We start from the raw sequence: 26,522 nt of genomic DNA, 5'->3' as shown, positions 1-26,522 counted from the left end.
TTTATTCATCAATCCAGCCCATGCCCGCTTCGTCGTATCGCGCGCCTGTAATGCCCAGCGGCACAATGCTTTCCAGACTGGCTACTTCTGTTTCATTTAATACAATGTTTGCGGCTGCAATGTTCTCCTCAATGTATTTTACCCGCTTCGTTCCCGGGATCGGAAGATGTCCTTTTGCAATGATCCATGCAATGGCAAGCTGCGAGGCGGTCACTCCCTTTTCCGAAGCCAGATTTTCGATTGCATCGGCAAGTTCGAGGTTTTTGTAAAACTGCTCGCCCTGGAAACGCGGGATGGAACGCCTGAAATCATCGGCGGGAAAATCATCCGGGCTTTTGATCCTTTCACCGGAAATAAATCCTCGTCCCAGCGGGGAGTAAGCAACAAACCCAATGCCCAATTCCTGTAATGTATCCAAAACCCCTGCCTCTTCCACGGTCCTTTCAAACAAAGAATATTCTGTCTGCAATGCTGTGATCGGATGCGTCGCGTGGGCTTTTCGAAGCGTTTGGGAAGAAACTTCCGAAAGTCCAAGATAACCCACTTTTCCTTCTTTTACAAGCGCTGCCATAGAGCCTACCGTGTCTTCAATGGGCACTTCGGGATCCAGGCGATGCAGATAATACAGATCAATGTAATCCGTTCCCAAATTTTTCAAAGACCGCTCCACAGCTTTTCTGACATAATCCGGATTGCCATTGAATTTCCAGGTAAGCTGCTCATTATCATCAATTTCAAAACCAAATTTTGTGGCGATAATGTAACGGTCACGGTTGCCATCAATGGCTTTTGCAATAAGCCGTTCGTTTAATAACGGGCCGTAAAGGTCGGCTGTATCCAGAAAATTGCCACCCAGTTCCAAGGAACGGTGGATGCTCCTGATCGCCTCGCCCTCGTCTGCTTTTCCGTAAATATCTGCACCTGCAATCTGCGTCATGCCCATGCAACCCAGTCCTATATTGGGCACTGTCAAGCCCTGGTTTCCTAAATTAACTTTTCTAATGCTCATCTTTTTGTGTTTTTAGTACATGACAAAACTACCGTATACTAAAAATGTGGGTGTATCCAAATCAGGGAAGGTTGTATCCAAAAGCCGGGACGAAATTTTTACATGAATTTTCCGACATTCGTGCATCGTGAATCTATACACCGCATACATTATACAGCATGAAATTCTGTTATGTTTCCCTGCTCCTTTTCCTTCTGAAATGCACCGCAATCCTGGCGCAAACGGAAGCTCCCACGCAGTCGCTGAACCATTATGTGACGTTTTTGGACAAATCATCCGAAGTGCTGATCGCGCGTTTCAAAATGCTGGCGAGTTATCAGGAGGCAGTAAGTCGATACAGGAAAAAGCCGGTTTCTGACCTCAGGTTACCGTCTTCCGGGCCATTGGAAGAATATTATTTCAAAAAAGCAATGACTGTAAATGGCTTACCGGCTGCCGAAATGGACCGTCTGAACAAAAATGCAAGGGCGATCTGGGAAACGCTGAATGACATTGATGTCGTTTGCAAGCAATTGGAAACGCATGTGCGCCTGAAAGCATATCAAAAAGATGACCTGAAACAATCAGAAGAATATGTATCCAAAATTCAGGGAATGTTCGACCGTTTCAGCCATGAAAAAGATGCATTCTACGAGCAAGTGCAGCAGGTTTACCGAAAGCATCAACCCTATTCCGCCGCTGATCCATATTTACTTACAGAAAAAGCGATGGAGCACGTGATCGTCAGCCAGCGCGCGTTACTCGATTCATTGCCTTATTATTTAAATGAAGAAACCCGGGCTGACTGGCCGGTTGAAACCGTTCGGCGAAGCATGCTGGCCGACGAAAAATTTCTCGCAACCATTGATAACACCAAGGCCAGACTCGAATATCCGGCTGACGATATGTTAAGTTCTTTCAAATCGGCTCTAAGCTCGATGCAATCATTAAAAGGCAGGGCCATAGACGATTACACATTCGAAGCAAAACAGTCGGCTGTGCATGGAAATGAATATTATGTGCTGCTAATGAACCAGTTTAATCAGGATCTGCTGGCATTTCAGAACTCTTTTGTCAATTACAGTCAAACCAAACGCAGGTTGCTTTATTATCCGGCATTTAGTCCGGTGTTTGCGAAAGAGAAGACTTTGAAGGCAGATAAAAACGCGGCGGGAACGGTTCCGTTTGAAGACAAACCGCTATTGTCTTTTGACACAAAAAGGGCGAGCGCCCCCGCTTCTCCTGCGTTGCTTCGGACATTGAACGATTACATTGAATTTGTAAATGAATCACTGCGGCAAATGCATTCGTTGCAATCGACACTCCGCAATTATCAGTCTTCCGCTGAATATTACCGAGATCCGGTCCGAAGCAGTTCGCGCGCTAGCCTGGAATATTCACATGAAAAATTTAAAATTCCGTCATCGGCATATGCACTCCTTATGACTGCCAGCGCAGCCGTTCCGGAGCCATATCGGGCATCCGTTAACAGGCAAACCGAAGTGCTGATGAATGTGCTGAAAGAAATGGATAACCTGAGCATCGAGCTCATTGCTTATACCAATGACAAGCGCTATCTCAAAGACCAATTGCAACGGTCGGACGCCATTCTGGATCGTTATCTGACACTTTTTGACACATTTGACAAAAAGAAAGAACAGCTTTACAATGACGTTCGCCGCATTTACGAAACTTTTCCGCCAACGGACTCGAAAAGCTCCTGGATCATTGCCGGCAAGGCATTACAGAGCGCAATGGACGACAACCGGGATGTACTTTTTGGCGTGAAAGCATTATTGAGACGCGAAAGCCCTGAAATTCCGGCGATCGCAAAAATCGAAGGCGATGCACAGGAATTGATTGCCGACGAGTATCAGAATTTGAAAGGATTACAACGATACGGCCGCAGCAACGGCCTTTGCCCTTACTCTCCTTATGAAGATCTGGCGGGAAATTCGGCCAGGTTTGCTGACCTGACGAAGAAGGTGAAAAACCTTTCGCCAGGTTCCCCGCGCCATCCATTTGAGTCTTTTTACTATTTCTATAACAATGAGCTCGTTTATCAATACAACAAGTTTGTAGAATTGGCAAAAGGAAGTTTGCTCAAAGTCGTTAACCAGCCTGACCTGTTTGTTTTCGCAAAATCCGGTGAATCAAAAACCGCAAATCCTGCCAAATCACCGCAGCCGGAACCCGTCCGGAAAGACGCCGTTAAGGAACCTGATCCGGAAATAACCGCCTTAGAAAAATCTAAAACTGCCGCTGCCCTGACCGAAAATCCGGCAGTTCCCCTTGCCACGCAGGTTTTGCAGTCAAAAACCGACACGGTTTATGTGGAACGTATCCGTGTTGACACGGTTTTTGTAGATAGAAACGCGGCAAATCAGCAGGTTACCCGTTCATTGGACGGATTTGCGGCTAATAATATGGTGCTTTTGCTGGATGTGTCGTCCTCCATGAACTCCCCTTACAAAATGCCGCTCCTGAAACGTTCCATCAAATCAATGTTGACACTATTGCGGCCAGAAGATCAAATATCAATTGTTTTATACTCCGGCAAAGCACGCGTTGTTTTGAAACCGACATCAGGATCCAAGTCTGCCGAGATCGCCCGCATGATCGATTTGCTGCAATCGGATGGGGATACGGATGGCAATGAGGGCATCCGTCTTGCCTATAAAACGGCTAACAAACAATACATCCGCGGCGGGAACAACCGGATCATTCTGGCCACAGACGGAGAATTTCCGGTCAGTGATGAAGTGATGCAAATGATTGGTCAGAATGCACGTCAGGACCTTTACCTGAGCATTTTCACATTTGGCAGAAATCCACACATAGGCCAAAAGCTCAAAAAGTTAAGTAAGATCGGGAAGGGCACTTATGTCCATGTATCCGAAGAAAATGCCGATTTGCAGCTCATTTTGGAAGCACAAGGCAAGAAGCTGGCAGCCGATTAAATTACAATTGATAATCCCCCGGATTAAATTGACCGCCCACCCGGAAACAATTTTATTTTCTAAATCATCTTCGCCAAATCCCCCAACTGTTTAAGCCGGGCTTCGATTTCCCCGGACCACGGCAGGCCAACGCAGAGTCTCATACAATTTTCGAATTGGTTCTGAAGGGTGAACATGCGTCCGGGAGCAATGCTGATCTGCTGTTTGATAGCCAGGTCATAAAGTTTAGCGGTGTCGGTTCGTTTATCCAATTCCACCCAAATCGAGAGCCCGCCTTGTGGTCGGCTCGTCTTTGTTTCCTCTGGAAAATGCCGTGCTATGGCGTGGATGTACTTTTGGGTATTATCATGCAATGTGCGCCGAAGTTGCCTGAGATGGCTCTCGTATTTACCCGAGTTCAGGAAATTGGCGACGGCTTCCTGGGCAATCGCTGGAGAGGAAATGGAATGTACCAATTTTAGTTTCAACAGTTTTTCCTTGTATTTTCCCGGCGCCACCCACCCTACCCGATAACCGGGAGCCAGGGTTTTCGACACGGAACCGCACCAAAGCACATTTCCCTCCTTATCGAATGATTTGCAGCATTTGGGGCGTTGCGTACCGAAGTAAAGATCGCCGTAAATGTCATCCTCAATGAGCGGGATCTGGTGTTTGGAGAGTAGCGCAACTATTTCTTTCTTGTTTGCCTCCGGCATACAGCTTCCCAGTGGCGTATTGAAATTCGGCACCAAAAGACAAAGATCGATTTTTGGAATTGCTTCCTTCAGTGCTTCAATTTCCAAACCTGTCACAGGGTGTGTGGGCAGTTCCAGCACCTTAAATCCCAGACTGATAGCCAGTTGCAGCGTGCCGGGAAAGCACGGGCTTTCCATGGCTACGGTGTCACCCTGCTTGCCCAGTGCCATCAGACAAAAAGCCAGCGCATTCATAGCGCCACTAGTGGTTATCAGATCATTTTCATGCAAATTTCCTCCCCAGCCCAGAGATCGGATGGCAATCATTCTTCGCAGTTTCAAATTACCCTGCAATGACTCATAAGCCATTCCGCCGCCTTTCAGCTCACGCGTCGCCGTAATTATCTCCTTTCTTAATTTTGCCAGTGGAAGCAAGTCGGTGGAAGGAACGCCAATGGAAAAAAGAGTGAAATCTGCGCTTCCCATGTTGGCATACACCTTATTGATGAGCTCGTCCGGCTCCTGGTGACTGGCAACCAATGATGGCTGGCTCACCTCAGGGAGACGCAGCTTCGTATGTGGTCCCCAGCTTACGAAGTAGCCGGACTGTGGTTTTGAATCAACCAGAGATTTTGCTTCCAGTTCCAGGAAAACGCGCTTCGCAGTGTTCATGCTAATGTTGTGTTCCCTGCACAGCGTCCTTACGGAAGGCAATTTGTCCCCCTTTTTCAGAACGCCGGTCGTGATCTGGCCGGCAATTGCATTGGCTATTTCGTTATAAAGAAAATCTCTGTTCATGTGCAAATGTAACTGTGCCCATTAAAATACACAAAATTGTTACTGTATCCACAAATATAGCGGTTGTAATTTTGCTTAAAATAGAAAGCGACCGGCATAAAGACAGCATGAACAAACTAATTCTCTACAATTCAAAAGAAAGCATTTCCAGCGGCTGGATCAACGGTTTCCTGGGCGTACTGATATTTAGCGGCTCGCTCCCGGCAACAAAAGTGGCCATTCTGGATTTCGATCCTGTGTTTCTAACCGTGGCGCGCGCAATGATTGCCGGCCTGCTGGGCCTTTCCATGCTGCTGGTCTTCCGCGAAAAGCGACCTTCCAAATCACAAATTATTCCGCTGGCTATCGTTTCGCTCGGCGTCGTAGTCGGCTACCCGCTCTTGTCTGCGCTGGCGCTGCAGTATGTTTCTTCGGCACATTCAATTGTTTTTGTGGGTATGCTGCCGCTTGCAACGGCAATATTCGGCGTCATTCGCGGCAGCGAGCGCCCGCGTCCGGCTTTTTGGCTATTTTCGGTCCTGGGAAGCCTGCTGGTTACAGGCTACGCCTTTGCACAAGGGATCTCCGCAGCGCCCGTTGGCGATCTGCTGATGTTATTAGCCATTATTCTGTGTGGACTTGGCTATGCTGAAGGTGCAAAGCTTTCCAAAACGCTGGGTGGATGGCAGGTGATTTGTTGGGCCTTGGTGATTTCGCTGCCATTTATGACGCCTGCGCTAATCTTTCTGATGCCGGCGTCACTTTCCACAATCGGCACACCCGCGTGGATCGGGCTTGCATATGTTTCGCTGTTCAGCATGCTGATCGGCTTTGTATTCTGGTATCGCGGGCTTGCGCAGGGGGGCATTGCTGCGGTAGGACAGCTCCAATTGCTGCAGCCGTTCTTTGGACTGGCATTGGCAGCGACATTGCTTCACGAACCCGTGAACGCGGGCATGCTAGCTATCACCGCAGGCGTCATACTTTGCGTTGCAGGATCAAGAAAGTTTGCAAAATAATGCGCTGAAATCAGACTTTCCGAACACGTCAACCTTGTCTTCGGACAATTTCCCTGATCCAGATGGGGGCGAATGGTGAAGTACAGCCTTTGGAAACGGGATAATCTTTAAAAACGCCGAGCCGCTCGCCTATTGCGATTGCACGTTCGCGGTGTTCGGGAAATTTTATTCCAATATTCGCGAGCGTTGAATTCATGGTCCATTGCACTTCCGGGGCCGCGCCTGGCATTTCCGCTTCGATGCGGTCGAGGGTTGCGGGCAGGTCGAGTGCGTCCGGGTTACGTGCCACGCAGCCGCTTGTGAGGCTCCATCCTGCCCTGGCTGCCATTGTATCATCGGAGTTCACCCACCCGGTCCGCAGCGATTCAGCCAGCGGGTGATCTTTGATGACGTTGGAATAAAGCCAATCCGCGACTTGCGTGTATCTCTCGGATCTAACCATCTTGTCGAGCTCTTCTGCTGATAGTTTTTTGGAATTGATAATCAATGTAGCCAGAAGCCGGGCCTCGATATTTCCCGTATCCCATAGCGCTAAGGCCAGCTCATGATCGGCTTTGATTTTGTTTGCCACAGTCCGGATATCTCCCAGTTTTATACCGAACTGATGCTCGCCCGCACCACGTTTCGTATTGAACTCCCGCATCTTTTCCGTCCCGAGTGATTCGAGCTGATCTAGTGTCTCTTTGAGCGTCATCATGTTGTGTTTTTTGTAAATTAAACCCTGAGTGAGCCGCGGAAGCCTCTGGCGGCATAGTAAGAATCCGCTCCGTTGTGATAAATAAAAACCCTGTCGAAACGGCGGTCACCGAATATTGCGCCACCCAGCTTTCTTACATCCGCACTCGTTTTCAGCCAGCTGGACGTTTTCAAATCAAATTTCCCAAGTGTCTGCAATTCCTGATATTCCTCTTCCGTCAAAAGTTCAATGCCCATTTCGGCCGCCTTGTCCATCGCCGTTCCCTCGGGTCTGTTGGCCTTCCGGGATTCCCAGGCTGCCCGATCATAACAAAGGCTTCTGCGGTCCTTCGGCGTTTCCGGGGAGCAATCAAAAAAGATATACGCATCTGATTCTTTATCATAAGCCACCACATCCGGTTCGCCGCCCGTTACTTCCATTTCGTCCAGCACCCATAGCTTTTCCGGATCTGCTTCCAGTCTGGCCTGTATCTTACTCCACTCCAGACCCTTGTGACGATCCTGGTTTTTTTCAAAACGGGCCTTCAATGTGTTCAGAAGCTCATTTGTCTGGTCCTGTGACAGCTGTTTGTTGTTGTTTTTCATATTGGATTGGATGGGTGTATCGTCACAAGAAGCCACGAATACACGGATTTACACGAATGTTAAAGTAGGAAATGGCTATATTCTAATTTTCGCGCGGCAGCGTTTTACGCTTCACTGCGCAATCTGCGCGACTCCGGCCTGAAATACCACGACACGATTGTCAGGACGATCAATAATACGGGCCCGAAAAATTCTTTCGCGCCGTCGCCGGCAGCAATGTGCGAAAAAACGGCTCCTGACATGGCAATGAAAAAACCGGCATATGCCCATTCCTTAACCAGGGGAAATTTGGGGACCAGTATAGCAATCACCCCCAGCATTTTCCAGACGCCGATAATGGTCAGGAAATAGAGCGGATAGCCCAAATGCGTCATCATATCCACTTCTTCCTTCAGTTTGATCAGCTGCACTGCGCCGCTGGACACCATTCCCAATGAAAGCCAGAGGGTTGCAACCCAGTAAATGATTTTGTTTCGCTTTGTCATCATCCGGTTATTTTAAATTGTTTACAATTTCCTGCAATCTGTTATGCGCCATGTTAATGCCCTGGGCAAAAGGCATTTTCAACATTTGATCCCTGAGTTCCACCGTTTTATAAACAATCTGCATAGTGAGTTTACTGGTATTCATGGTAAGCTCTTCAAATTCAAGGAATTCCAGCTGTACCGCGAAGGTGACTGGCGAAGCGAAAATGCTTTCCATTTCAAACGTCCGCGTGATCCGCTGCCCGGGTATAAATTCCGGATATACGCCATTGATCCGAACCACCACATTTCCCTGCGGGTCTGACGTTTCGAACTCATAGGCTCCGTGTTTCCTGTTTTCGAGTTTCAGCACATTTGTCCCCATCCATTGGGCTACGATCTCAGGCTCCATATAGGCCTTAAAAAGTAAATCGAGTGGCAGATCAAACTCTCTCGTAATGACGATTTCCTGTTTGCCTTCTTCGGCATGCACTTTGGTTTTGCGCTCCATTATTTTTCGGGTTTGTAGTTTTTCATGATCGCTTCGAGCTTGTTGAACCTGTCGTCCCACATATTGCGGAAGGGTTCTATAAAATCGGCCACCTCTTTCATTTTCTTCGCATTGATCTGATAGTAAACCTCCCTGCCGTGCTGGTGTTGTTCCAGCAACTCACATTCGGTGAGTATCGACAAATGTTTTGAAACAGTCGGGCGTGCCGTGTCAAAGTTCGCGGCTATTGCGCCCGCTGTCATGGTCTGTGTGGCAACCAGCAAAAGTATCGCCCTCCTCGTCGGGTCCGCTATGGCCTGAAATACGTCTCGTCTTAAATTCATTGCGTAGTTATTTGGCTACGAATATACGTGTAGTCATTTAACTACGCAAATTTTTCAGTAAATTTTTTTAAAGCTTGCTTTGTTGGTAGCATCCAATCGCTTCAAACATATTCTACTAATGAAGAATTACTTCTACAAGTCAACACATACACACAACCCGATGCTACTGTGGTTTATGCTGCTGATGGTTATCCCGGCATGCGAAAAATCCACTAATGCGGATCACGAAAAGCAGATGGATACGTGGATTGACAAGTTGGACCGGGAATCGAGAAAAATGGGCATTAAAAGGTCTGTTCAAACATTCGATTCGCTTATGGCTACACTTGAAGAGGTTGGCCTGGGTGATAAAATGCGCTATTACAAGTTCATGAAAGTCCTCGCTCACCGGGATTCGACATTGAGTGGGCAGGCGCTGATGTACACGGATAGCCTGTTGCAATTATTTCCTACCGTTCAGATCCGGAAAAAATATCCTATCGAATATTCAAAAGCGCTGCTCCTGAAGGGTGATGACTTTTTTAAACAAAAACAATATTACCAGGCCTACCGTAATTATTATCATGGCAAATCCTTCCTGACCGGCATGGGCGAAATTTGTGAATGCGCGCGATACAGCAGCAGGATTGCCAACATTTCGTTTCAGGAAGAAAATTATCATCAGGCGATCGAATACTGGAAACATGAGCTTAAAGAACTGTCGCATTGTACTCAATCGGGCAACTTCCAACTTGAATTTATTGAGATGCAAGGCAGCTTGAGAAACATCGGCATCGCTCATCTATTACGCAATGAGCCTGACATTGCGCTACGTTACTTTCGGGAAGCGAAGGAATTTATTGATAAACATGCCGCCGACTTTCCACGCGAAAAGAACTTTATCAAATTTGCCCGGATTGTCATTTTACGAAATCAGGCGGAAGCCTATGCATTAAAAGGTGATACAAAGATGGCAGAGAAACTGATCGCACGTTGCCTTCAGCACGACCCGGATATTGAATGGTCTTACGAAGTGGAGCAGGAATCGCGGCAGATTTTGGCCAATATATACATTGATACCAGGCAATTTACCAAAGCATGGGAACAGCTCTTGATATTAAAAAAAATGGCTGCTGCATCAAAAAATACTGCGCATGTTGCTTCCTACCAGAAAATGCAGGCGAACATCTTGTTCGGGCAGGGCAAGTTTGAGGAGGCTGGCAAGTTACTGATTTCCAGCCTGGAAGCTGACCGCATAGAAAAATTGAGGAAAAATGCAGCGAACAAAAGCGACGTAGGCCAGCTGTTGCAGCAGATTCAGCTCGAACGCGAGCGGGAACTGGTCGCCGAAAAAGATGCCCGGGAAAGCTTGTTGTTAAAATCTGCCATTTTGTTGCTGATCGCCCTGAGCATCATTGCCTATCTGATCTGGCGAAACGCACGAAAAAGTATGATCAATTTAAAGGCTGTTACGGCGCTGAATAAGGTGATTACGCAGAGTAACATTGTGTTACAGGATACAGTGAATGCTTTGGAACAGGCAGAAATAGAGAATGAGCACGTTTTAAAGATCGTCGCGCACGATCTGCGCAATCCGCTTGCCGCCATCATTTCGGCGTCCCACATGCTTTTTTGGGATGAAACCCCTTCGGAAGAACAAGGCGAGCTTATATCCGGCATTCAGCTCTCCGCCGGGAAGGCGAATACGCTGATCAGTCAGATACTGGAATCAACGTCGGACCGCGAGCGCATTGTTAAAAATGACGTCTCGTTGCAAGAGATTGTGCAATCATGCATTGATATGCTCAGCCACAAAGCAAGTGAGAAGCAGCAGAAGCTTCAATATCGCTACGAGTCTGTTACAGTGCCCGTTGACAGGGAAAAAATATGGCGGGTTTTCTGTAATTTATTAAGCAATGCTATCAAATTTTCACAGCCCGGCGGCTCGGTCCGGATCAACCTGCAACGACAAAACGACACGGTTTTGCTGTCCATCGAAGACAATGGGATTGGAATTCCTGAGAATTTAAAAGATCAGATCTTTCTTCCTTTAAACAATGCGAAAAGATCGGGAACCGCTGGGGAGCAGTCCTATGGAATAGGCCTTTCCATCTGCAAACAGATTGTGGAATCCCACGGCGGAAGGATCTGGTTTGAATCGGTCAATGACGCCGGGACGACGTTTTTTGTAGAGTTGCCCGTGTAGAACAAAGGGGCGCCCCTGATGTGAGACGCCCCTTTTATCAAACTATAATATTACCTGATCAAGCCAGATCAAATCTGTCAAGATTCATGACTTTCGTCCATGCTGCGACAAAATCTTTCACGAATTTGCCTTGCGCGTCCGCACTCGCGTAAACCTCCGCAATGACGCGCAATTCTGAGTTTGAGCCAAAAACGAGATCAGCGCGTGTGGCAGTCCATTTAGGCTGCCCTGATGTACGGTCGCTGCCCAGGTAAAGCTCTTTATCTTCACCCATAGCTTTCCAGGACGTATTCATATCCAGCAAGTTAACAAAGAAATCATTGCTAAGCTGACCGGGACGTGTCGTGAAAACACCATTTTTGGATCCATCGAAGTTTGTGCTCAATGCACGCATTCCGCCTACCAAAACGGTTAGTTCCGGTGCAGTCAGCGTCAGCAATTGTGCTTTATCGATCAATAATTCCTCAGTAGAAACAGCGTAAGTGTTGCCCCGGTAATTCCGGAAGCCGTCAGCAGCAGGTTCAAGGTAACTTACTGATTCAATGTCAGTCTGCGCCGCGGAAGCGTCTGTACGCCCGGGTGTAAACGGAACGCTGACCGAATGTCCGGCATCGCTTGCTGCCTTCTCGATGGCAGCGCAACCGGCGAGGACGATCAGGTCGGCCAATGAAACTTTCTTGCCAAACGATTGTGTGCTGTTAAACTCACTTTGAATGCTTTCCAGCGTGCTTAGCACTTTTTGCAGCTGCGCAGGATTGTTTACTTTCCAGTCTCTCTGAGGAGCCAGACGAACGCGTGCACCATTTGCGCCGCCGCGCTTATCCGAACCACGGAATGTCGAAGCCGAAGCCCATGCGGCCGAGACAAGTTCCGAAACACTCAAACCAGACGCCAGAATGTTTGATTTCAATGCAGAAATATCACCTTCGTCAATCAACGCATGATCGACAGCCGGGACAGGATCTTGCCAGATCAGCACTTCCTCAGGCACTTCCGGGCCCAGGTAACGCGAACGGGGACCCATGTCACGGTGTGTCAGTTTAAACCAAGCGCGGGCAAATGCGTCGGCAAAAGCATCCGGGTTTTCCAGGAAATGCCTTGATATTTTTTCATACGCAGGATCAAGCCTTAATGCCAGATCCGTCGTTAACATCGTCGGGGCATGCTTTTTTGTGCTGTCGTATGCATCCGGGATAATATTGTCCGCATTTCTGGCAACCCACTGATGCGCTCCGCCAGGGCTTTTGGTCAGTTCCCACTCAAAACCAAAAAGGTTCTCGAAGAAATTGTTGCTCCATTGTGTGGGCGTTGTAGTCCAGATCACTTCCAATCCGCTCGTGATCGTATCCGGACCACGTCCCGAACCAAAACTGTTGCTCCATCCCAAACCCTGCGATTCAACGTCTGCGCCCTCTGGCTCATTACCAACATGGTCCGAAGGCGCGGCACCGTGCGTTTTACCAAAACTATGTCCGCCAGCGATCAGGGCAACGGTTTCTTCATCGTTCATGGCCATGCGGCCGAATGTATCGCGTATATCTTTTGCAGCGGCAACCGGGTCAGGGTTTCCGTCCGGACCTTCCGGGTTTACATAAATAAGCCCCATATGAGCCGCGCCAAGAGGTTTTTCGAGCGTGCGCGAATGAATGCCCTCTCCCGGATCTTCATCCGATGAAACTACACCAGGGCCTGTAACACCCGCTACACCTTTTGCATAACGCCGGTCATTGCCAAGCCAGGTCGTTTCCGCTCCCCAGTAAACGTCTTCGTCCGGCTCCCAAACATCTGCACGTCCGCCGGCAAAACCAAATGTCTTAAAGCCCATCGATTCCAGCGCCACATTTCCCGTAAGGATCATCAAATCAGCCCAGGAAAGTTTTTGTCCGTATTTTTGTTTGATTGGCCAAAGCAAGCGCCGGGCCTTATCAAGACTCACATTGTCCGGCCAGCTATTCAGCGGCGCAAAACGCTGCTGCCCTGAGCCACCGCCTCCGCGACCGTCAAATACCCGGTAAGTTCCTGCGCTATGCCACGCCATACGAATGAAAAGTGGGCCATAATGTCCAAAATCAGCTGGCCACCAATCCTGTGAATCGGTCATGAGCGCATGCAGATCAGCTTTTACGGCTTGCAAATCCAGACTTTTAAATGCTTCGGCATAATTAAAGTCCGGTTCCAGCGGGTTCGTCTTAGACGAATGCTGGCGCAGAATGCTAAGCTTTAACTGGTTGGGCCACCAATCGCGGTTCCTGGTGCCGCCACCGCCCACATTATGGCTCATGGTGCCATTGAGATAAGGGCATTTGCCGATGTCATTTGAGTCTTTTTCCATTTTCAAAAGTTCATGATTTTACAAACAATGTCTGCGATCGATTCTTTGCAGATTAGCAAGTTATGACTTTGAAAAGGATAATCACAATCGATTAATTCTATATTTTAATAGTTAAAATCTATTCCTTAACTAAATCATTGCTGATTACTGCGAGTACGATGGTTTGCCGAAGGACTATACATAAACCCAATCGTCATTCTATGCTCGTGTCTATACGTCAGCGCAGCTCTTTGTGATGAACCGGCCATTACTTTTCCGCCATGGATTTGGACCGCAGCAGGAGCAGCACCGGCCTCAATGACCGGATCACTCTGAGAAGGCGCAACAAGAGACGCAGGCATAACAACATCAGGCAGAGCACGCAATGATTTTTCATGGTCTTGATATGCATCAAAACTAAGAACTGCCAAGTACAATCGTACTGTGTAAAGGAGACAATCATGAGGGCCGTTTACGCCATAAGATATCATAATATTGTAAAACAACTGGCCGGGTTCAATAGATTTGCCTGATAAGCGCCTTGTGTTGATGTAATTCAATGAGCCATGTCAAATACGTCTGAAACGGATCTTATCAAAGCCTGTCTGAAAGAGATAGAAGGAATGCTGGCCTGGGGTGACAGCAAGGATTGGTCTAACTACGATTTTGAAAAATTGAGTGAGGCGATCTTTGAAAAAACGAAGGTCCGGCTCAGCACGACTACATTAAAAAGGGTTTGGGGACGAATCAAATATGATCATGCGCCCAACACGGCTACACTCAACACGCTGGCCCAGTTTGCAGGATTCGACGACTGGCGGAATTTTATCCAGAACAATGACAAACCAGACATTAGCAATCATGCACCAGCGGAGAACTTACCCCCTGAAATACAGCACATTGAAATAACAAAACCCAAACACAAACGCCGACTGCCGCTTCCCTGGACGTTCGGATTAGTGTTTTTGATAGCCGTTGCGAGTTATTTTGTATTTCAAAATGTCCTTGGCTCCGGGCGGGTTGACCCGGCGCACTTTTCATTTAAAGCCGATAAAGTGTATTCGGAGGGTGTGCCGAACTCGGTTGTTTTCACTTATAATGCATCCCAGGCGAAAACCGATTCGGTTTACATTGTACAAACCTGGGACATTTCCCGTAAAACATTGGTTCCCAAGCACCAGTCAAAGCATTCGGCTATTTATTATTACCCGGGCTACTTTAATACGCGGCTCATCGTAGACGGCGAAGTTGTGAAAAGGCACGTTGTCCAGATCACCTCCGATGGCTGGCTGGGTCTGGTAGAAATGGATGAAAAACCCTTTTATTTCGCAAAAAAGGACATTACCAAGCCCGACCGCATTGCGATTAGCGAAGATTTACTCAAAGCCAACAACTTTAATCTAAAACCGGTCGCGCCGCGAATTCGTCTTTTCAACCAGCGTGATATGGGCGACTTGAGAAACGACAATTTTGAGTTTGAAACAACATTGCGAAACGATTACAAGGAAGGCGGAAACACTTGCCAGCCCGTGGAAGTGCTCATCCAATGCAAAGACGACATCATTTTCCTTCCACTCGGCAACCCGGCTTGTATAGGAGAGCTAAAAATGTACGCAGCCGGCAAAATGTTCGATGCTAAGTTCGCCGACCTGTCGGGCTTCGGAGCAAATCTGAGCGAATGGACCACATTACGGGTCGTTTGCAGGGATAAGAAAATGCAGGTTTTTGTCAATAATAAAAAAGCCCTGGAATTCACATTTCCCAATGCTGCGACTGGCATTGTTGGATTGCAATATCGGTTTAACGGAGTTGGGGAAGTAAAGGGAACGTGGTTCAAGGATGCGGGCGGGCGACGAATAGACATGGCCCCCTGACCAATGGCCCAGGGGCAGAAGCGCTAGGCAACCTCAGACCTCCTTAATCATCCGATCAAAAACAGCCCGCTGCTCCATCATCGACTTGATCTTGTCCTCCGGATTGGTATGGCATTCCAGAAGGACCCAACCTTCGTAATTCATTTTACCCAGATTGCTCAGCAAAGCTTTGTAGGGATAATCGGTGCGGTCCAGTTCGCGTACGTGGATTGTGTCGCCGAACCATTTTTTGACCAGATCAAAATTATGCTGGAATCCTTCTCCTATCAGGTCTTCCTTGTTACAGTTCCAGCAGATCCTGGCGTTCGGATGGTTGGCAACTTCCATAATCTGCTTAATGTTAGGCAGTTCCTGCGTCTTCTCTCCATGCACTTCCAGCCTGATCTGCTGGCCGAAATCTTTTGCATAGGAAGCCAGTTCACCCAATGCTGCTCCGATTTGCGTCAATGTTTTTTCAACGGGAACGTCCGCATGAAGGGCATTGGGTTTCACTTTGACACCCGAACCGCCTACGTCGGCGCTTAACCGGATAAACTCTTTGGTGCGCTCGATGGATGCTTTTAACTTCGCCTGATCGGGATAATCGTATTGCTGGTTTGTACCGAGGCCTATCAGCTCCACGGGACTATCGGCAAATCTCTTTTTTACTTCTATACGCTCGGCCTTAGTCAGTTCCGGCATAACCTTATGCGCGTGCTCCACGCGTAGTTCAACACCGTTTATTTTTGTATCCGAGCAGTTTTTGATCAACGTGGGCAGGTCCCAGTCCTTTCCCCACAGATAAGTTACAAATCCGAGCTTGAAATTCGCCTTGTTCGCGGACGGACCCGCCGCGCCCGCGTGGCCGTAAACGATCGACGCGCCTGCGAGCAGCGATAATTCTCTCAAAAATGTCTTTCTGTCCATTTGTTTCATGGGATCTGATTTTAGTTTGACAAGAGGGAAAAGAAAGTGGCAAGCCAGATCTACCTCATAGCTCGATAACCGGTAATCCGCTGGGCACACTTTCCGGAACCGATTTATCAAAATCATCGTCATTTAATGCATTCAAAAACTCTACGATCCTGGAAATGTCCTTAAAATTGACGTCCATACTGGTGGCTAATGTGTCAATCTGAGCCGGTTTAACATTGGGATTTGGAATTTTGCCTCCTGCAATGTCTTCATAAAACTGCAACACTTGTTCGAGCGTGGCAAACTTCCCGCTATGCATATAAGGGCCTGTATAACGCAGGTTACGCAGCGAGGGCGTGCGAAAGGCATAATCATTATTAGCGCCCGGGTCGGTCTCTTTGCGGTTTTGGGAGTCCGGCACACCCAATGTATGAAGCCTATAGTCAGACAACATAGGGCCGGAATGACATTTGGCACAACCCGTCTTCAGGAAAAGGTTTAACCCCTCCTTCTCCCCTGTCGTCAGCGCACTGCTGTCCCCGCGCATATACTGGTCGAACCGTGAATTGTTGGCAATGAGTGTGCGCTCGTAGGAAGCAATGGCTTTGGACATATTGGTGACATTGACCGGATTTTTGTCGCCCGCAAATGCCTCCCGGAACAAACTTTCATAAGCCGGAATTTTCCTGACCCGCGCCACAATCTCATCGATCACCTTGTCTTCCGGATAAGAATGGCCGCGCATTTCTTCCAGTGTCCGCACCGGGACCAGCGCTTGCTCTTCCAGGCCTTTGGCCCGCAGGTCCCAGAACATCGGCGCAGATTCCGCGTGATAACTTTCACCGTTTTTGATGCCGTTGAAGGCAGTATTAAGAATGCTTTGCGAATTTCTTTTTACAAATGGAATGTCATTCTGATCCAGAAATTGCCGCTTGCTGCCCGTTCCCCGACCATTGACGCCGATGGACGTTTCCAAAAACTCGGCATAATTGAATTCGGGCTGATGACAAGTTGCGCAGGATACATCCTTATTTCCGGACAGGATCGGGTCAAAGAACAGCAGTCTTCCAAGCCGTACTTTTTCCGGAGTTGATTTGTTTCCGGGCGGATCTGTAACGTATTTGGGCAGCGCACCCAATGCCTGGATCGTTTCTGCATTGTTTTTCTTCTTGTTTTTCAAAGGCTCGCGCTCTCTGCCGCAGGAAGTGCAGATTATAGCCAGTCCGATGATGAGTAAAAAAGAATGCATGCTTTAAAAACGCAATTTAATTATATAAAATATTTTTGAATTTAAATTTAAGCCAGATCTGCAACAAGCGCAATTTATGAGCGACACGATTGATTTTATTCTCGTTTTGGATGGAAAGGAATATGCGGTGCGCGTGGACAAGGGTCAGTATATATCGTTAATGACACTGATTTCAGATCATTTGCCCATTTCCGGTTTCGGTCTTTGCAGCGGAATGGGCGGCTGCGGGACCTGCCTTGTGGAAATTGACGGCGAACCTGCTCTTTCCTGTGGCGTTCCGGTTAATGCCGATCTTTCTGATACGATCATTGTAATTCAGGAAGCCCGTTTCTAAATTCGGCGTTTGCAAAACATAATCCATGGAAGCGAAGGAAATTTTGAGGCAGCATATCGCCCAGGCAGCAAGTTTAACCGACCAGCAGTTCGACTATTTTTTTTCGCATTTCAAACCTCAATCCTATAAAAAAGGAGGAACAGTAATCCAGGTCGGAAAACCGGTTGAGCATGAATATTTTGTGATTTCCGGTTGCCTGAAAGCCTTTTTTGTAAATGACGATATCAAAACCTACATTCTCCAGTTTGCAATGCCCACGTGGTGGACTTCCGACTACGCCGCCATGTACAATCGTACAAATGCCACCATCACAGTCGATTGCATTACGGATGCCGAAGTCCTTTGCCTGGCGGACAGTGACCGTGAAAGGCTTTGCAAGGAAATACATCAGATAGAGCACTTCTTCCGCTGGCGCACAAACAGAGGTTATGTAGCATCACAAAAGCGGCTGCTTTCTTTTATGAATAATGATACCAAAGCCCGCTATGAAGAACTGCTGGCCTTGTATCCGCAGCTTTACAACCTCGTCCCCAAACACCTTATTGCCTCCTATCTCGGCGTTTCACGCGAGACGCTCAGCCGTCTTTACAACAACCACAGATAGCGCTTGCATTATGTGATCTAGGTCACGTAATGTGCTCATCCGGGCAGGCTTACTTTGTGTCATCAAAAGATTAATGATTGATAACACAAACAAGCAAAACCATGCCATACGTAAAAATTGAGCTGACCCGCGAAGGCGTCACCCGCGAACAAAAACAAGCCCTGATCTCCGGGGTTACAAATCTGCTTTCCGATGTTTTGGACAAAGATCCTAACCTCACTTTCGTGGTGATCCAGGAGATTGACCTGGACGACTGGGGCCATGCCGGCGAACAGGTTTCAGTCCTCCGTGAAAAAGGAATTACAGCTACAAAAAGTAAAAACAACTAAATTTTATAAATCATGAAAAAGCAAACCATTATCGTAACCGGTGCATCTACCGGCATAGGCAAAGCCATTGCTACATTGTTTTTGGAACGTGGGCATTTTGTTGTGATCAACGCCGCAAACGAAGTAAATCTGGACGCAACGTATCACGAACTCGGCAATCACGACCGGCTGGCCAAGGTTACAGGAGACATTAGTAAGCCAGAAACGGCTCAACTGCTCGTTGAAACTGCACTGAGCCGATTTGGGGCAGTGGATGTGCTGATTAATAATGCCGGAATTTTCGAGGCGAAGCCCTTCATGGAGGTGGATGCAAAATATCTGGACCGTTTTCTGGACATTAACCTGAAAGGCACTTTCTTTACGAGTCAGGCCGCGATTGCGCAAATGTTAAAGCAGGGTGAAGGCTCTATTATTAACATTGGAACTGTGCTGGTGGATCATGCCATCGGCGGATTTCCTGCCACTGCGCCCGTTGTAAGCAAAGCAGGGATCCATGCATTGACCAGGCAGCTTGCCACGGAATTTGGCAAACATAATATTCGTGTAAATGGCATAGCACCGGGGATTATCAGAAGTCCGTTACAAGCAAAAAACGGCATCAGCGATGCGGATAGCCTTGCAGGACTTCATTTGGTGAATCGCATCGGTGAAACAAACGATGTGGCTGAGTTGGCCCTTTACCTGGCGGAAAGCAATTTTGTAACGGGGGAAATCATCAATCTCGATGGCGGCCACGTGGCCGGGCATCATTTGGTATAGTAAGCAACTGAAAATGGGAAGGTCTGAAAACATGGAAAATCAAACTAAAATAACAGCACTCCTGGGGATCAGATATCCGATCCTGCAAGGCCCGATGGGCGGCGGTTTCTCTAATGCTGAGCTTCTGGCTGCTGTTTCTAATGCTGGCGGTTTGGGGAGCTTCGGAGCCTATACGCTTACGCCGGAGCAGATTCTGGCTGTGGACAAGGAAATCAAGTCGAAGACAAACCAACCTTACAACATCAATCTGTGGGTTTCGGATGTGGACGACAGCCTCAAAGATTATTCTGCCGAAAAGCTCGACAAATTGAAACAGCTTTTCAAACCATATTTTGATTCGCTAAGTATCCCGCTTCCTGATTTAGACCCGAACATTCCTTCTAAATTTCTGAAACAAGTGGAAGCTGTGTTTGAGGCCCGGCCTGCGGTTTTCAGCTTCATATTTGGCATACCACCCAAGGAAATACTCGACGAAGCACGCAGACTTGGTATTAAAACTGTTGGCGCAGCCACCACACTGGACGAGGGTCTGGCACTGGAACAAGCGGGAGTCGATGCCATTGTCGCGTCGGGATTTGAAGCTGGCGGGCATAGGCCTTCCTTTCTGAAACCTGCGCACCAGTCGCTAACAGGCACATTTTCACTTGTTCAACATTTGAAGGCGAAGATTAAAACACCAGTTATAGCGGCAGGCGGCATCAAGGACGGCAAGGGCATTAAAGCCGCGCTCAGCCTGGGTGCCGATGCTGCCCAGCTCGGAACCGCGTTTTTGGTAACCGAAGAATCCAATGCTACGCCCACGCACCGGGCCATGCTTTTGTCGGACGAAGCGCGATACACGGTGCTCTCCAAATCGCTTACGGGCAGAATGGGCCGGATAATTCGCAACCGGATAACAGAGGAAGTGAGTTACGAAACCGAAGTGTTGCCATTTCCGTTGCAGTCGCGCTTCATGGGGCCCCTGCGAGAGGCGGCGCAGGCACAGGGCCGGACGGATCTCGGCATTTTCTGGTCGGGGCAGAATGCAGTGAATTTGAAAGCGGGCAAAGCGGCAGAATTAATGCAATCGCTGATCAATGAGGCATTTGCGGATTAGCAGGCGCACAGGCCGTGTTCACGGTTTTTACTGAGGAGTATTTTGTTTAAAAATATAACATTGGAAAGAAAAGGAATCTGGTTGGATTTTCTAATTTTACGCAGTGCGGTAACCTCGCATTTAGTCATGTAAAACAACTTAATCCATTCAAAAATGAAAATGAAGTATCTTTTCCTGGTAATTTTCGCCATTACCATGTTTTCAGCGCAGGCGGGCAACTTTTTTAAGGCTGGTGACCTGGCGGGAACCTGGAAATACACTGTCTCCAATGTTCCGCCTGAATATGAAACCGGCACGATGGTTTTTGAACAAAAAGACGATAAATGGTCGGGTTCTCTCGGCTCGACCGAAAGGATGGAAATGAAGGAACTGGCGGTTGACCAGGGAAAAATTACATTCAAGCTCGATTTCCAGGGCGGCGTTTTGAATGTTACGCTCAACCAGGAAGGCGATTCTTTAAAAGGAACGATCGTTTCTCAGGATGGCGAATTTCCAATTACAGCCGTTAAGGAAGCAAAAAATTGATTGACTAAAAATATTTGAAAAATAAAACACCGGCCTGACACATGCTCAGACCGGTGTTTTTGTAATTACTAATAACCGCTTTTATACTTACGTAACATTTATTGTAAGGGTAGAAATTTATCATTTCGTCTGGGAATATTGATATAGCGAAGCTGAACGGCCCGCTGATGTGAAACATTCCTAACCCAAACAAATGAGACAAGGATATAACTTATTCCTTCGACCTGTGATGGCTGGAAGTATGCTGCTTGCGCTGCTCCTGCCCCCTGCAATGGCCAATTCCGTGCCAAAAACGCGGAAAACCAATTCCCATCACACTATTGACAAGCCGGTTTCCGGGAGGATTTTGTCAAAAGAAGACAACTCCCCTATTCCCGGCGTGACCGTTGTAGTGAAAGGCACAACAAATGGCACCACAACCGATGCAGACGGTAAATACCAGATCAATGTGCCTGAAAACAACTCCATTCTCGTCTTTTCTGCGGTCGGTTATCTGACGCAGGAAAAAGAAGCCGGCAATGCCAGCGTGGTCGACATTATCTTATCAACCGATCAGAAAACGCTTGAAGAAGTGGTCGTAGTCGGTTACGGAACGCAGAAAAAGCGTGATCTGACCGGCGCTGTCTCCCAGATTAGCGCCACGAAGCTTGAAAACGAAAATCCGCAATCTGTTCAGGATGTTTTGAGAGGGAACATTCCCGGTATGAATGTCGGGTTTTCTGCATCTGCGAAAGGCGGTGGTAATGTGGGTGTCCGCGGAACCAACTCGCTGACTGCGGGAACGTCACCCCTCGTCGTTCTGGATGGAGCGATCTATTACGGTGGCCTGGAAGATATTAACCCCAATGATATCGAGACGGTTGACGTACTGAAAGACGCAAGTTCGGCAGCGGTTTTCGGTGCAAAGGCGGCGAGCGGTGTCATTTTGGTTACCACGAAAAAAGGAAAAGAGGGTAAGACGATCATCAATGTCAATACCAACATTGGTTTTGCGGAAGTGGCCAAAAATCAGGATGTGCTGAGTCCTGAGGGATTTCTGACTTGGCGCGGCGAAGTAATGCGCAATATCAATGCAGGCGCCCAGCCAAGCCGTTTTACCAACCCAAACAACCTTCCTTCTGATGTAACTCTGAAAGATTGGCTTGGGTCTGAGGGGCCTGCGGACGATCCGGAAGCAGTTTGGCTGCGGCGACTTGGGTTGCAATCTGTTGAAATAGAAAATTATAAAGCGGGCCGCAGCGTAGACTGGTATAGCAAGATCTATCAAAAGGCACTTCGCCAGGATCATACGGTAAGCCTTTCGGGTAAAAGTGACAAAGTATCCTATTATATGTCACTGGGTTATCTAAGCAATGAAGGGATTCTGGTGGGTGATAAATACAGCACGGTGCGTGCACGTGTCAATCTGGAAGGAAAAGTAAATAAATTCTTGACCGTAGGGATCAACACCCAATTTGCAGACCGCGACGAAAGTCAGGTTCCTGTTGACTATAACCTCGCCCCCAACCTCTCGCCATGGGGATCGGAATTTAACCCTGACGGGACCTACAAATGGAGGCCCAATGACGAAGCCAGCGGAGGAAACCACCCCTATTACGCGCCGAGCTTTACTGACCGCGACAAAGGTTCTACCACGATCAACAATGTAATTTTTGCAAAAGTCGGCTTGCCTTTCGGCATTACTTACCAGGCGAATTTTACGCCAAGATTTGAATTTTATCACCGGTATAACGCTGAGTCATCCAAACATGCCGAATGGGCAGCAGAAGGCGGACGCGCTTCACGACGCAATACAAAAACCATCAACTGGCAGATCGATAACATCCTGAAATGGTACAAAACCATTGCTGAGAAACACAATATCGACGTAACGCTGCTTGCCAATGCGGAGCGTTTCAGAAGATGGGACGACAGCACATCTAACAAAGGCTTCCAGCCAACGGATATCCTGGGTTACCACAACATTGGCGGCGGAAGCGCACCCATTCTCTGGAGCAATGATGAGACGAGCACGGCTGATGCATTGATGGCGCGCTTATTCTATTCATTCAAAGACCGTTACATGGTGACGCTTTCCACGAGAAGAGATGGTTACTCAGCATTTGGACAAAAAAATCCAAGGGCTCTTTTTTCCTCGGCTGCACTGGGCTGGGTATTTACAGATGAGCCATTCTTCAAAGTGAGCTGGCTGAATTATGGTAAGCTGAGGGTGTCTTACGGAAGTAATGGAAACCGCGACATTGGCCGCTACGACGCATTATCCAACCTTGCAACCGGAAAGTATCTGCACGTGAACTCCGGCGGGACGGTCGTGCAGGTAAGTCAGCTTTATGTGGACAGAATGCAAAATCCGAATCTGAAATGGGAAAGGACCAACTCACTTAACCTTGGTCTGGATTTCTCGCTTTTCAACACGATCATCGATGGTAGCCTTGAACTTTACAAATCCCAAACAAAGGATCTTTTGGTAAAAAGAGCATTGCCGAATGTTCTGGGCTTCGATTTTGTGCTGGATAACCTGGGACAGGTTGACAATAAAGGTCTGGAACTGAGCCTGAACTCGAATAACATGAAGCGCGAGAATTTTAGCTGGCGCTCCACATTGAACATTCAGATGAACCGGAATAAAATCGCGAAACTTTATGGAAACATGGTCGACGTGAAAGATGCCTCCGGAAATGTAGTTGGACAAAAAGAAGCCGATGACATTACAAACAAATGGTTTATCGGCCACGCAGTGGATGAGCTCTGGAACTATAAGGTGCTGGGTGTGTGGCAATCGGAAGAGGCGGATGCAGCTGCGAAATATGGCGTTAAACCGGGAGATCACAAAATCCTGGATGCTAACAATGATGGGAAATACACGAATGCTGACAAGGTTTTCCAGGGTTACAAATCGCCAAGGGCCAGGATCACATTCCGTAATGAGTTCAGGATCTTCAAAAACTTCGATGCGTCGGTCATGATGTATTCGTATTTAGGACAGAAAGGAGAATTTAACCAAATGAAAAACCGCCAGGGATTTCCTGACCGTTCAAGCTCGTATGTATTCCCTTACTGGACGGCTGAAAACCGTAACAACGAATGGGCTCGCTTGTATTCAAGTGAAGGGTCGGCAACGGGTTACGCTGTTTACCGTAACAAATCATTCCTGCGTTTTGAAAGCCTTGCACTGGCCTATACAATCCCGAAGAACATTGTGCAAAAGGTCAACATTCAGAACCTGCGTATTTATGGAAACGTACGTAACCTGGGCTACATATCCGGCTGGGATTTCTGGGATCCGGAGAACGGAACGAATAACGACACCAACGCGAACCTGGACTTCTCCGTGCCGAGTCCTCGCATTTTCACATTGGGTCTGGATATAACCCTGTAATGTTCTTTTCCAAAAATTAACGAAATGAAAACGATATATAACAGATCAAAACAAATATTTGCGCCCGTGCTGATTGCCGGATGCATGACAATGGTCGCCTGCCAAAAAGACTGGCTTGCGCCTGAGCCGCTTTCTTTTTATAATCCGGACATCACATTTAATGATCCGGCTGGTTTACGTGCAACACTGGTTGCCTGTGAACGGAATATGCGACTGGAATGGTACGGAGACGCTCCTCCAATGGTAACCGAAGCCGTGTTTTCGGACATTGCTGTGGAAGGAACAACGGACAAATCGGGTCCTGCGCAGAATCTGAACCTGCTGATCACACCCGATGCGGAGCTCAACCATGTGGATTATAACCGCATTGGCTGGTACTGGATTGAAGGTTTTAAAGGTATAAAGTACGCAAACGTAGCCATTTCCCGCATTGATCAGCCTACCTATAAAAATGAGCAGGAAAAAAACGAGATCCTGGGCGCTGCTTATTTCCACCGTGCGGCACGCTATTACCGGCTCACGCAGCAATTCGGTGACGTTCCTTTAATCCTGGACGAAGTAGTGACCCAGAAACTCGATTTCCAATCGACCAAACGGGAGGTGATTTTGAAGAAAATGAAAGAAGACCTGGAATTTGCCGAACAATGGGTCCCCGCCATTACGGACAAAGGAACGGTTAACAAAGGGTCCGTAAGCCATTTGCTGACAAAAGTAAATCTGGCATTGGGCCTGTTTGACGACGCAATTAAATCGGCAAGCAATGTGATCGATGGCGGAACGCACAAGCTGATGACCAACCGGTTTGGTGTGGACGCGAGCAATGCAAACCGCAATGTGGTCTGGGATTTACACAGACCAGCAAACAAGGCGCTGGGCGCCAATACGGAAGGACTAATGTTGGTTATTGACCGCATTAACATCGACGGAAATGTGCCGGACGGCATTCAGATCATGCGCAATACTGTTCCGCTTTGGCATAACAACATTACTACACCGGCTGGAAATAGAGGCACAATTGACACTTATGGCATTGAAATCGATCAAATCACCAAACTTGGCCGGGGAATAGGACGTGTGCGCCCAACCTATTATTCACAGGAGGGTGTTTGGGATGATAAAAAGGATCTCCGCCACGCACCCGGCAACTGGACGCGTATGGAAGATATTGTCTACAACGACCCAAGCCTTATAGGTAAAGACCAATGGTATGGCAAAAACCTGCAATTCCGCAATGCTGCGGGTGCAATTTTGACCATTGACACAATCCGTTGCTGGTTTGACTGGCCTAATTACAAGCTCTTCATTGAGGACCCGCGGCGCGTTCAGCCACAAGGTGGAAATACGGACTGGTATGTGTTCCGTCTTGCAGAAACTTATTTGCTGAGAGCCGAAGCTTACACCTGGAAAGGTGATTTGGTAAAAGCGGCTGCGGATATTAATGCTGTTCGCACAAGGGCGAATTGCAGCCCGCTTGCGCCTGCCAAAATTAACATTGGCACCGTTCTGGATGAACGTGCCAGGGAACTGTATTTTGAAGAGCCGCGCAAAACGGAGCTCACCCGTGTGGCCTACATTTTCGCGATGACCGGCAAGCCTGCACCCAATGGCAAGACTTACAATATGGAAAGCTTCTCCGATAACAACTATTATTATGACCGTGTCATGGAGAAAAGCGATTTTTATAACAAAGGAGTAAAGACACGCCACGCAGATGAATACACCATGAGCCCGTATCACGTGCTATGGCCTGTGCCTCAGTCTGCAATTGATGGCAATGTGCAGGGGCGGATCAACCAGAACAAAGGTTATAACGGTTTCCAGAACAATGTTCCGGCATTGACTTCGATCCCGGAATAAGGGGATCAAAAATGCCTTTGGATGTTGAAAGTTCACCGCTTGCAAGCGGGTCCCGGATTCAGGACCCGCCTGCAAGCAATATTTCATGCGGAAAGAGACGATTTTTGAAAAATATATCTCAAAAAAGTA

Annotated in this window: 22 protein-coding genes; 12 read left to right on the top strand and 10 right to left on the bottom strand. The window is 47.8% G+C overall.

What is annotated here, in order from left to right; all coding sequences use genetic code 11:
* Position 1 precedes the first annotated feature (1 nt).
* Positions 2-1,009, bottom strand: a complete 1,008-nt coding sequence (locus MUK70_RS06185; RefSeq protein ID WP_234658139.1) for an aldo/keto reductase — start codon at positions 1,007-1,009, stop codon at positions 2-4.
* Positions 1,010-1,167: 158 nt separating this feature from the next.
* Between MUK70_RS06185 and MUK70_RS06180 the strand changes: the two genes are divergently transcribed.
* Positions 1,168-3,948 carry a vWA domain-containing protein gene (locus MUK70_RS06180; protein ID WP_234658140.1) on the top strand — a complete coding sequence of 927 codons (2,781 nt, stop codon included), beginning with the start codon at positions 1,168-1,170 and terminating at the stop codon, positions 3,946-3,948.
* 59 nt (positions 3,949-4,007) lie between these two features.
* Here MUK70_RS06180 and MUK70_RS06175 read toward each other — a convergent pair whose 3' ends face one another.
* Positions 4,008-5,420, bottom strand: a complete 1,413-nt coding sequence (locus MUK70_RS06175) for an aminotransferase-like domain-containing protein (protein ID WP_234658141.1) — start codon at positions 5,418-5,420, stop codon at positions 4,008-4,010.
* Between the two features lie 107 nt (positions 5,421-5,527).
* Here MUK70_RS06175 and MUK70_RS06170 point away from each other — a divergent pair, with 107 nt between their 5' ends.
* Positions 5,528-6,418: a DMT family transporter gene (locus MUK70_RS06170; protein ID WP_234658142.1), complete on the top strand. Its 891-nt coding sequence runs from the start codon at positions 5,528-5,530 to the stop codon at positions 6,416-6,418.
* 28 nt (positions 6,419-6,446) lie between these two features.
* Here MUK70_RS06170 and MUK70_RS06165 read toward each other — a convergent pair whose 3' ends face one another.
* The 5 genes from MUK70_RS06165 to MUK70_RS06145 all read right to left on the bottom strand — a co-directional run bounded on the left by MUK70_RS06165 (position 6,447) and on the right by MUK70_RS06145 (position 8,997).
* Positions 6,447-7,115: a DNA alkylation repair protein gene (locus tag MUK70_RS06165; protein ID WP_234658144.1), complete on the bottom strand. Its 669-nt coding sequence runs from the start codon at positions 7,113-7,115 to the stop codon at positions 6,447-6,449.
* A gap of 17 nt (positions 7,116-7,132) precedes the next feature.
* Entirely contained in the window at positions 7,133-7,699 is a 567-nt protein-coding gene (locus MUK70_RS06160; RefSeq protein WP_234658145.1) for a DUF4256 domain-containing protein, read from the bottom strand.
* Between the two features lie 104 nt (positions 7,700-7,803).
* Positions 7,804-8,184, bottom strand: a complete 381-nt coding sequence (locus MUK70_RS06155; protein ID WP_234658317.1) for a DoxX family protein — start codon at positions 8,182-8,184, stop codon at positions 7,804-7,806.
* A 7-nt stretch (positions 8,185-8,191) separates the two neighbouring features.
* Entirely contained in the window at positions 8,192-8,674 is a 483-nt protein-coding gene (locus MUK70_RS06150) for an SRPBCC domain-containing protein (RefSeq protein ID WP_234658146.1), read from the bottom strand.
* Positions 8,674-8,997: an ArsR/SmtB family transcription factor gene (locus MUK70_RS06145; RefSeq protein ID WP_234658147.1), complete on the bottom strand. Its 324-nt coding sequence runs from the start codon at positions 8,995-8,997 to the stop codon at positions 8,674-8,676. The genes MUK70_RS06150 and MUK70_RS06145 overlap by 1 nt, the downstream gene beginning before the upstream one ends.
* 118 nt (positions 8,998-9,115) lie before the next feature.
* On the opposite strand from MUK70_RS06145, the gene MUK70_RS06140 reads away from it, so the two are divergent.
* Positions 9,116-11,182: a sensor histidine kinase gene (locus tag MUK70_RS06140; protein WP_234658148.1), complete on the top strand. Its 2,067-nt coding sequence runs from the start codon at positions 9,116-9,118 to the stop codon at positions 11,180-11,182.
* Between the two features lie 58 nt (positions 11,183-11,240).
* On the opposite strand, the gene katG is transcribed toward MUK70_RS06140, so the two are convergent.
* Positions 11,241-13,514, bottom strand: coding sequence for a catalase/peroxidase HPI (gene katG / locus MUK70_RS06135; RefSeq protein WP_275975552.1), 2,274 nt, complete (start codon positions 13,512-13,514; stop codon positions 11,241-11,243).
* Between the two features lie 545 nt (positions 13,515-14,059).
* Between katG and MUK70_RS06130 the strand changes: the two genes are divergently transcribed.
* Positions 14,060-15,367 carry a LamG domain-containing protein gene (locus MUK70_RS06130; RefSeq protein WP_234658149.1) on the top strand — a complete coding sequence of 436 codons (1,308 nt, stop codon included), beginning with the start codon at positions 14,060-14,062 and terminating at the stop codon, positions 15,365-15,367.
* Between the two features lie 33 nt (positions 15,368-15,400).
* On the opposite strand, the gene MUK70_RS06125 is transcribed toward MUK70_RS06130, so the two are convergent.
* The gene (locus MUK70_RS06125; protein ID WP_234658150.1) at positions 15,401-16,282 is read right to left on the bottom strand and encodes a sugar phosphate isomerase/epimerase family protein; all 882 of its coding nucleotides are present in this window, start codon (positions 16,280-16,282) and stop codon (positions 15,401-15,403) included.
* A gap of 55 nt (positions 16,283-16,337) precedes the next feature.
* Positions 16,338-17,510, bottom strand: a complete 1,173-nt coding sequence (locus tag MUK70_RS06120; protein WP_234658158.1) for a cytochrome-c peroxidase — start codon at positions 17,508-17,510, stop codon at positions 16,338-16,340.
* Positions 17,511-17,586: 76 nt separating this feature from the next.
* Here MUK70_RS06120 and MUK70_RS06115 point away from each other — a divergent pair, with 76 nt between their 5' ends.
* The 8 genes from MUK70_RS06115 (at position 17,587) to MUK70_RS06080 (ending at position 26,393) form a co-directional block, all read left to right on the top strand.
* Positions 17,587-17,844 carry a 2Fe-2S iron-sulfur cluster-binding protein gene (locus MUK70_RS06115; protein ID WP_234658159.1) on the top strand — a complete coding sequence of 86 codons (258 nt, stop codon included), beginning with the start codon at positions 17,587-17,589 and terminating at the stop codon, positions 17,842-17,844.
* A gap of 25 nt (positions 17,845-17,869) precedes the next feature.
* Positions 17,870-18,448 (top strand): Crp/Fnr family transcriptional regulator, encoded by a 579-nt coding sequence (locus MUK70_RS06110; RefSeq protein ID WP_234658160.1) that lies wholly within the window; start codon positions 17,870-17,872, stop codon positions 18,446-18,448.
* Between the two features lie 101 nt (positions 18,449-18,549).
* The gene (locus tag MUK70_RS06105) at positions 18,550-18,777 is read left to right on the top strand and encodes a tautomerase family protein (RefSeq protein ID WP_234604576.1); all 228 of its coding nucleotides are present in this window, start codon (positions 18,550-18,552) and stop codon (positions 18,775-18,777) included.
* 12 nt (positions 18,778-18,789) lie between these two features.
* Positions 18,790-19,536 (top strand): SDR family NAD(P)-dependent oxidoreductase, encoded by a 747-nt coding sequence (locus MUK70_RS06100; protein WP_234604574.1) that lies wholly within the window; start codon positions 18,790-18,792, stop codon positions 19,534-19,536.
* Positions 19,537-19,567: 31 nt separating this feature from the next.
* Positions 19,568-20,632, top strand: coding sequence for an NAD(P)H-dependent flavin oxidoreductase (locus tag MUK70_RS06095; RefSeq protein WP_234658161.1), 1,065 nt, complete (start codon positions 19,568-19,570; stop codon positions 20,630-20,632).
* A gap of 153 nt (positions 20,633-20,785) precedes the next feature.
* Positions 20,786-21,157 carry a hypothetical protein gene (locus tag MUK70_RS06090; RefSeq protein ID WP_234604569.1) on the top strand — a complete coding sequence of 124 codons (372 nt, stop codon included), beginning with the start codon at positions 20,786-20,788 and terminating at the stop codon, positions 21,155-21,157.
* A 193-nt stretch (positions 21,158-21,350) separates the two neighbouring features.
* Positions 21,351-24,536 carry a SusC/RagA family TonB-linked outer membrane protein gene (locus tag MUK70_RS06085; protein ID WP_234658163.1) on the top strand — a complete coding sequence of 1,062 codons (3,186 nt, stop codon included), beginning with the start codon at positions 21,351-21,353 and terminating at the stop codon, positions 24,534-24,536.
* A 24-nt stretch (positions 24,537-24,560) separates the two neighbouring features.
* Positions 24,561-26,393 (top strand): RagB/SusD family nutrient uptake outer membrane protein, encoded by a 1,833-nt coding sequence (locus MUK70_RS06080; RefSeq protein WP_234658164.1) that lies wholly within the window; start codon positions 24,561-24,563, stop codon positions 26,391-26,393.
* Positions 26,394-26,522 lie beyond the last annotated feature (129 nt).

Source organism: Dyadobacter chenwenxiniae, assembly GCF_022869785.1.
Classification (GTDB): domain Bacteria; phylum Bacteroidota; class Bacteroidia; order Cytophagales; family Spirosomataceae; genus Dyadobacter; species Dyadobacter chenwenxiniae.
Note: the sequence above shows the minus strand (reverse complement) of the source record. Positions and strands in the feature narration are given on the sequence as shown.

What these genes read in the sequence shown, in the direction of transcription:
- MUK70_RS06185 (WP_234658139.1), bottom strand. Translation starts at nt 1,009, where the DNA reads ATGAGCATTAGAAAAGTTAATTTAGGAAACCAGGGCTTGACAGTGCCC.
- MUK70_RS06180 (WP_234658140.1), top strand. Translation starts at nt 1,168, where the DNA reads ATGAAATTCTGTTATGTTTCCCTGCTCCTTTTCCTTCTGAAATGCACC.
- MUK70_RS06175 (WP_234658141.1), bottom strand. Translation starts at nt 5,420, where the DNA reads ATGAACAGAGATTTTCTTTATAACGAAATAGCCAATGCAATTGCCGGC.
- MUK70_RS06170 (WP_234658142.1), top strand. Translation starts at nt 5,528, where the DNA reads ATGAACAAACTAATTCTCTACAATTCAAAAGAAAGCATTTCCAGCGGC.
- MUK70_RS06165 (WP_234658144.1), bottom strand. Translation starts at nt 7,115, where the DNA reads ATGATGACGCTCAAAGAGACACTAGATCAGCTCGAATCACTCGGGACG.
- MUK70_RS06160 (WP_234658145.1), bottom strand. Translation starts at nt 7,699, where the DNA reads ATGAAAAACAACAACAAACAGCTGTCACAGGACCAGACAAATGAGCTT.
- MUK70_RS06155 (WP_234658317.1), bottom strand. Translation starts at nt 8,184, where the DNA reads ATGACAAAGCGAAACAAAATCATTTACTGGGTTGCAACCCTCTGGCTT.
- MUK70_RS06150 (WP_234658146.1), bottom strand. Translation starts at nt 8,674, where the DNA reads ATGGAGCGCAAAACCAAAGTGCATGCCGAAGAAGGCAAACAGGAAATC.
- MUK70_RS06145 (WP_234658147.1), bottom strand. Translation starts at nt 8,997, where the DNA reads ATGAATTTAAGACGAGACGTATTTCAGGCCATAGCGGACCCGACGAGG.
- MUK70_RS06140 (WP_234658148.1), top strand. Translation starts at nt 9,116, where the DNA reads ATGAAGAATTACTTCTACAAGTCAACACATACACACAACCCGATGCTA.
- katG (WP_275975552.1), bottom strand. Translation starts at nt 13,514, where the DNA reads ATGGAAAAAGACTCAAATGACATCGGCAAATGCCCTTATCTCAATGGC.
- MUK70_RS06130 (WP_234658149.1), top strand. Translation starts at nt 14,060, where the DNA reads ATGTCAAATACGTCTGAAACGGATCTTATCAAAGCCTGTCTGAAAGAG.
- MUK70_RS06125 (WP_234658150.1), bottom strand. Translation starts at nt 16,282, where the DNA reads ATGAAACAAATGGACAGAAAGACATTTTTGAGAGAATTATCGCTGCTC.
- MUK70_RS06120 (WP_234658158.1), bottom strand. Translation starts at nt 17,510, where the DNA reads ATGCATTCTTTTTTACTCATCATCGGACTGGCTATAATCTGCACTTCC.
- MUK70_RS06115 (WP_234658159.1), top strand. Translation starts at nt 17,587, where the DNA reads ATGAGCGACACGATTGATTTTATTCTCGTTTTGGATGGAAAGGAATAT.
- MUK70_RS06110 (WP_234658160.1), top strand. Translation starts at nt 17,870, where the DNA reads ATGGAAGCGAAGGAAATTTTGAGGCAGCATATCGCCCAGGCAGCAAGT.
- MUK70_RS06105 (WP_234604576.1), top strand. Translation starts at nt 18,550, where the DNA reads ATGCCATACGTAAAAATTGAGCTGACCCGCGAAGGCGTCACCCGCGAA.
- MUK70_RS06100 (WP_234604574.1), top strand. Translation starts at nt 18,790, where the DNA reads ATGAAAAAGCAAACCATTATCGTAACCGGTGCATCTACCGGCATAGGC.
- MUK70_RS06095 (WP_234658161.1), top strand. Translation starts at nt 19,568, where the DNA reads ATGGAAAATCAAACTAAAATAACAGCACTCCTGGGGATCAGATATCCG.
- MUK70_RS06090 (WP_234604569.1), top strand. Translation starts at nt 20,786, where the DNA reads ATGAAAATGAAGTATCTTTTCCTGGTAATTTTCGCCATTACCATGTTT.
- MUK70_RS06085 (WP_234658163.1), top strand. Translation starts at nt 21,351, where the DNA reads ATGAGACAAGGATATAACTTATTCCTTCGACCTGTGATGGCTGGAAGT.
- MUK70_RS06080 (WP_234658164.1), top strand. Translation starts at nt 24,561, where the DNA reads ATGAAAACGATATATAACAGATCAAAACAAATATTTGCGCCCGTGCTG.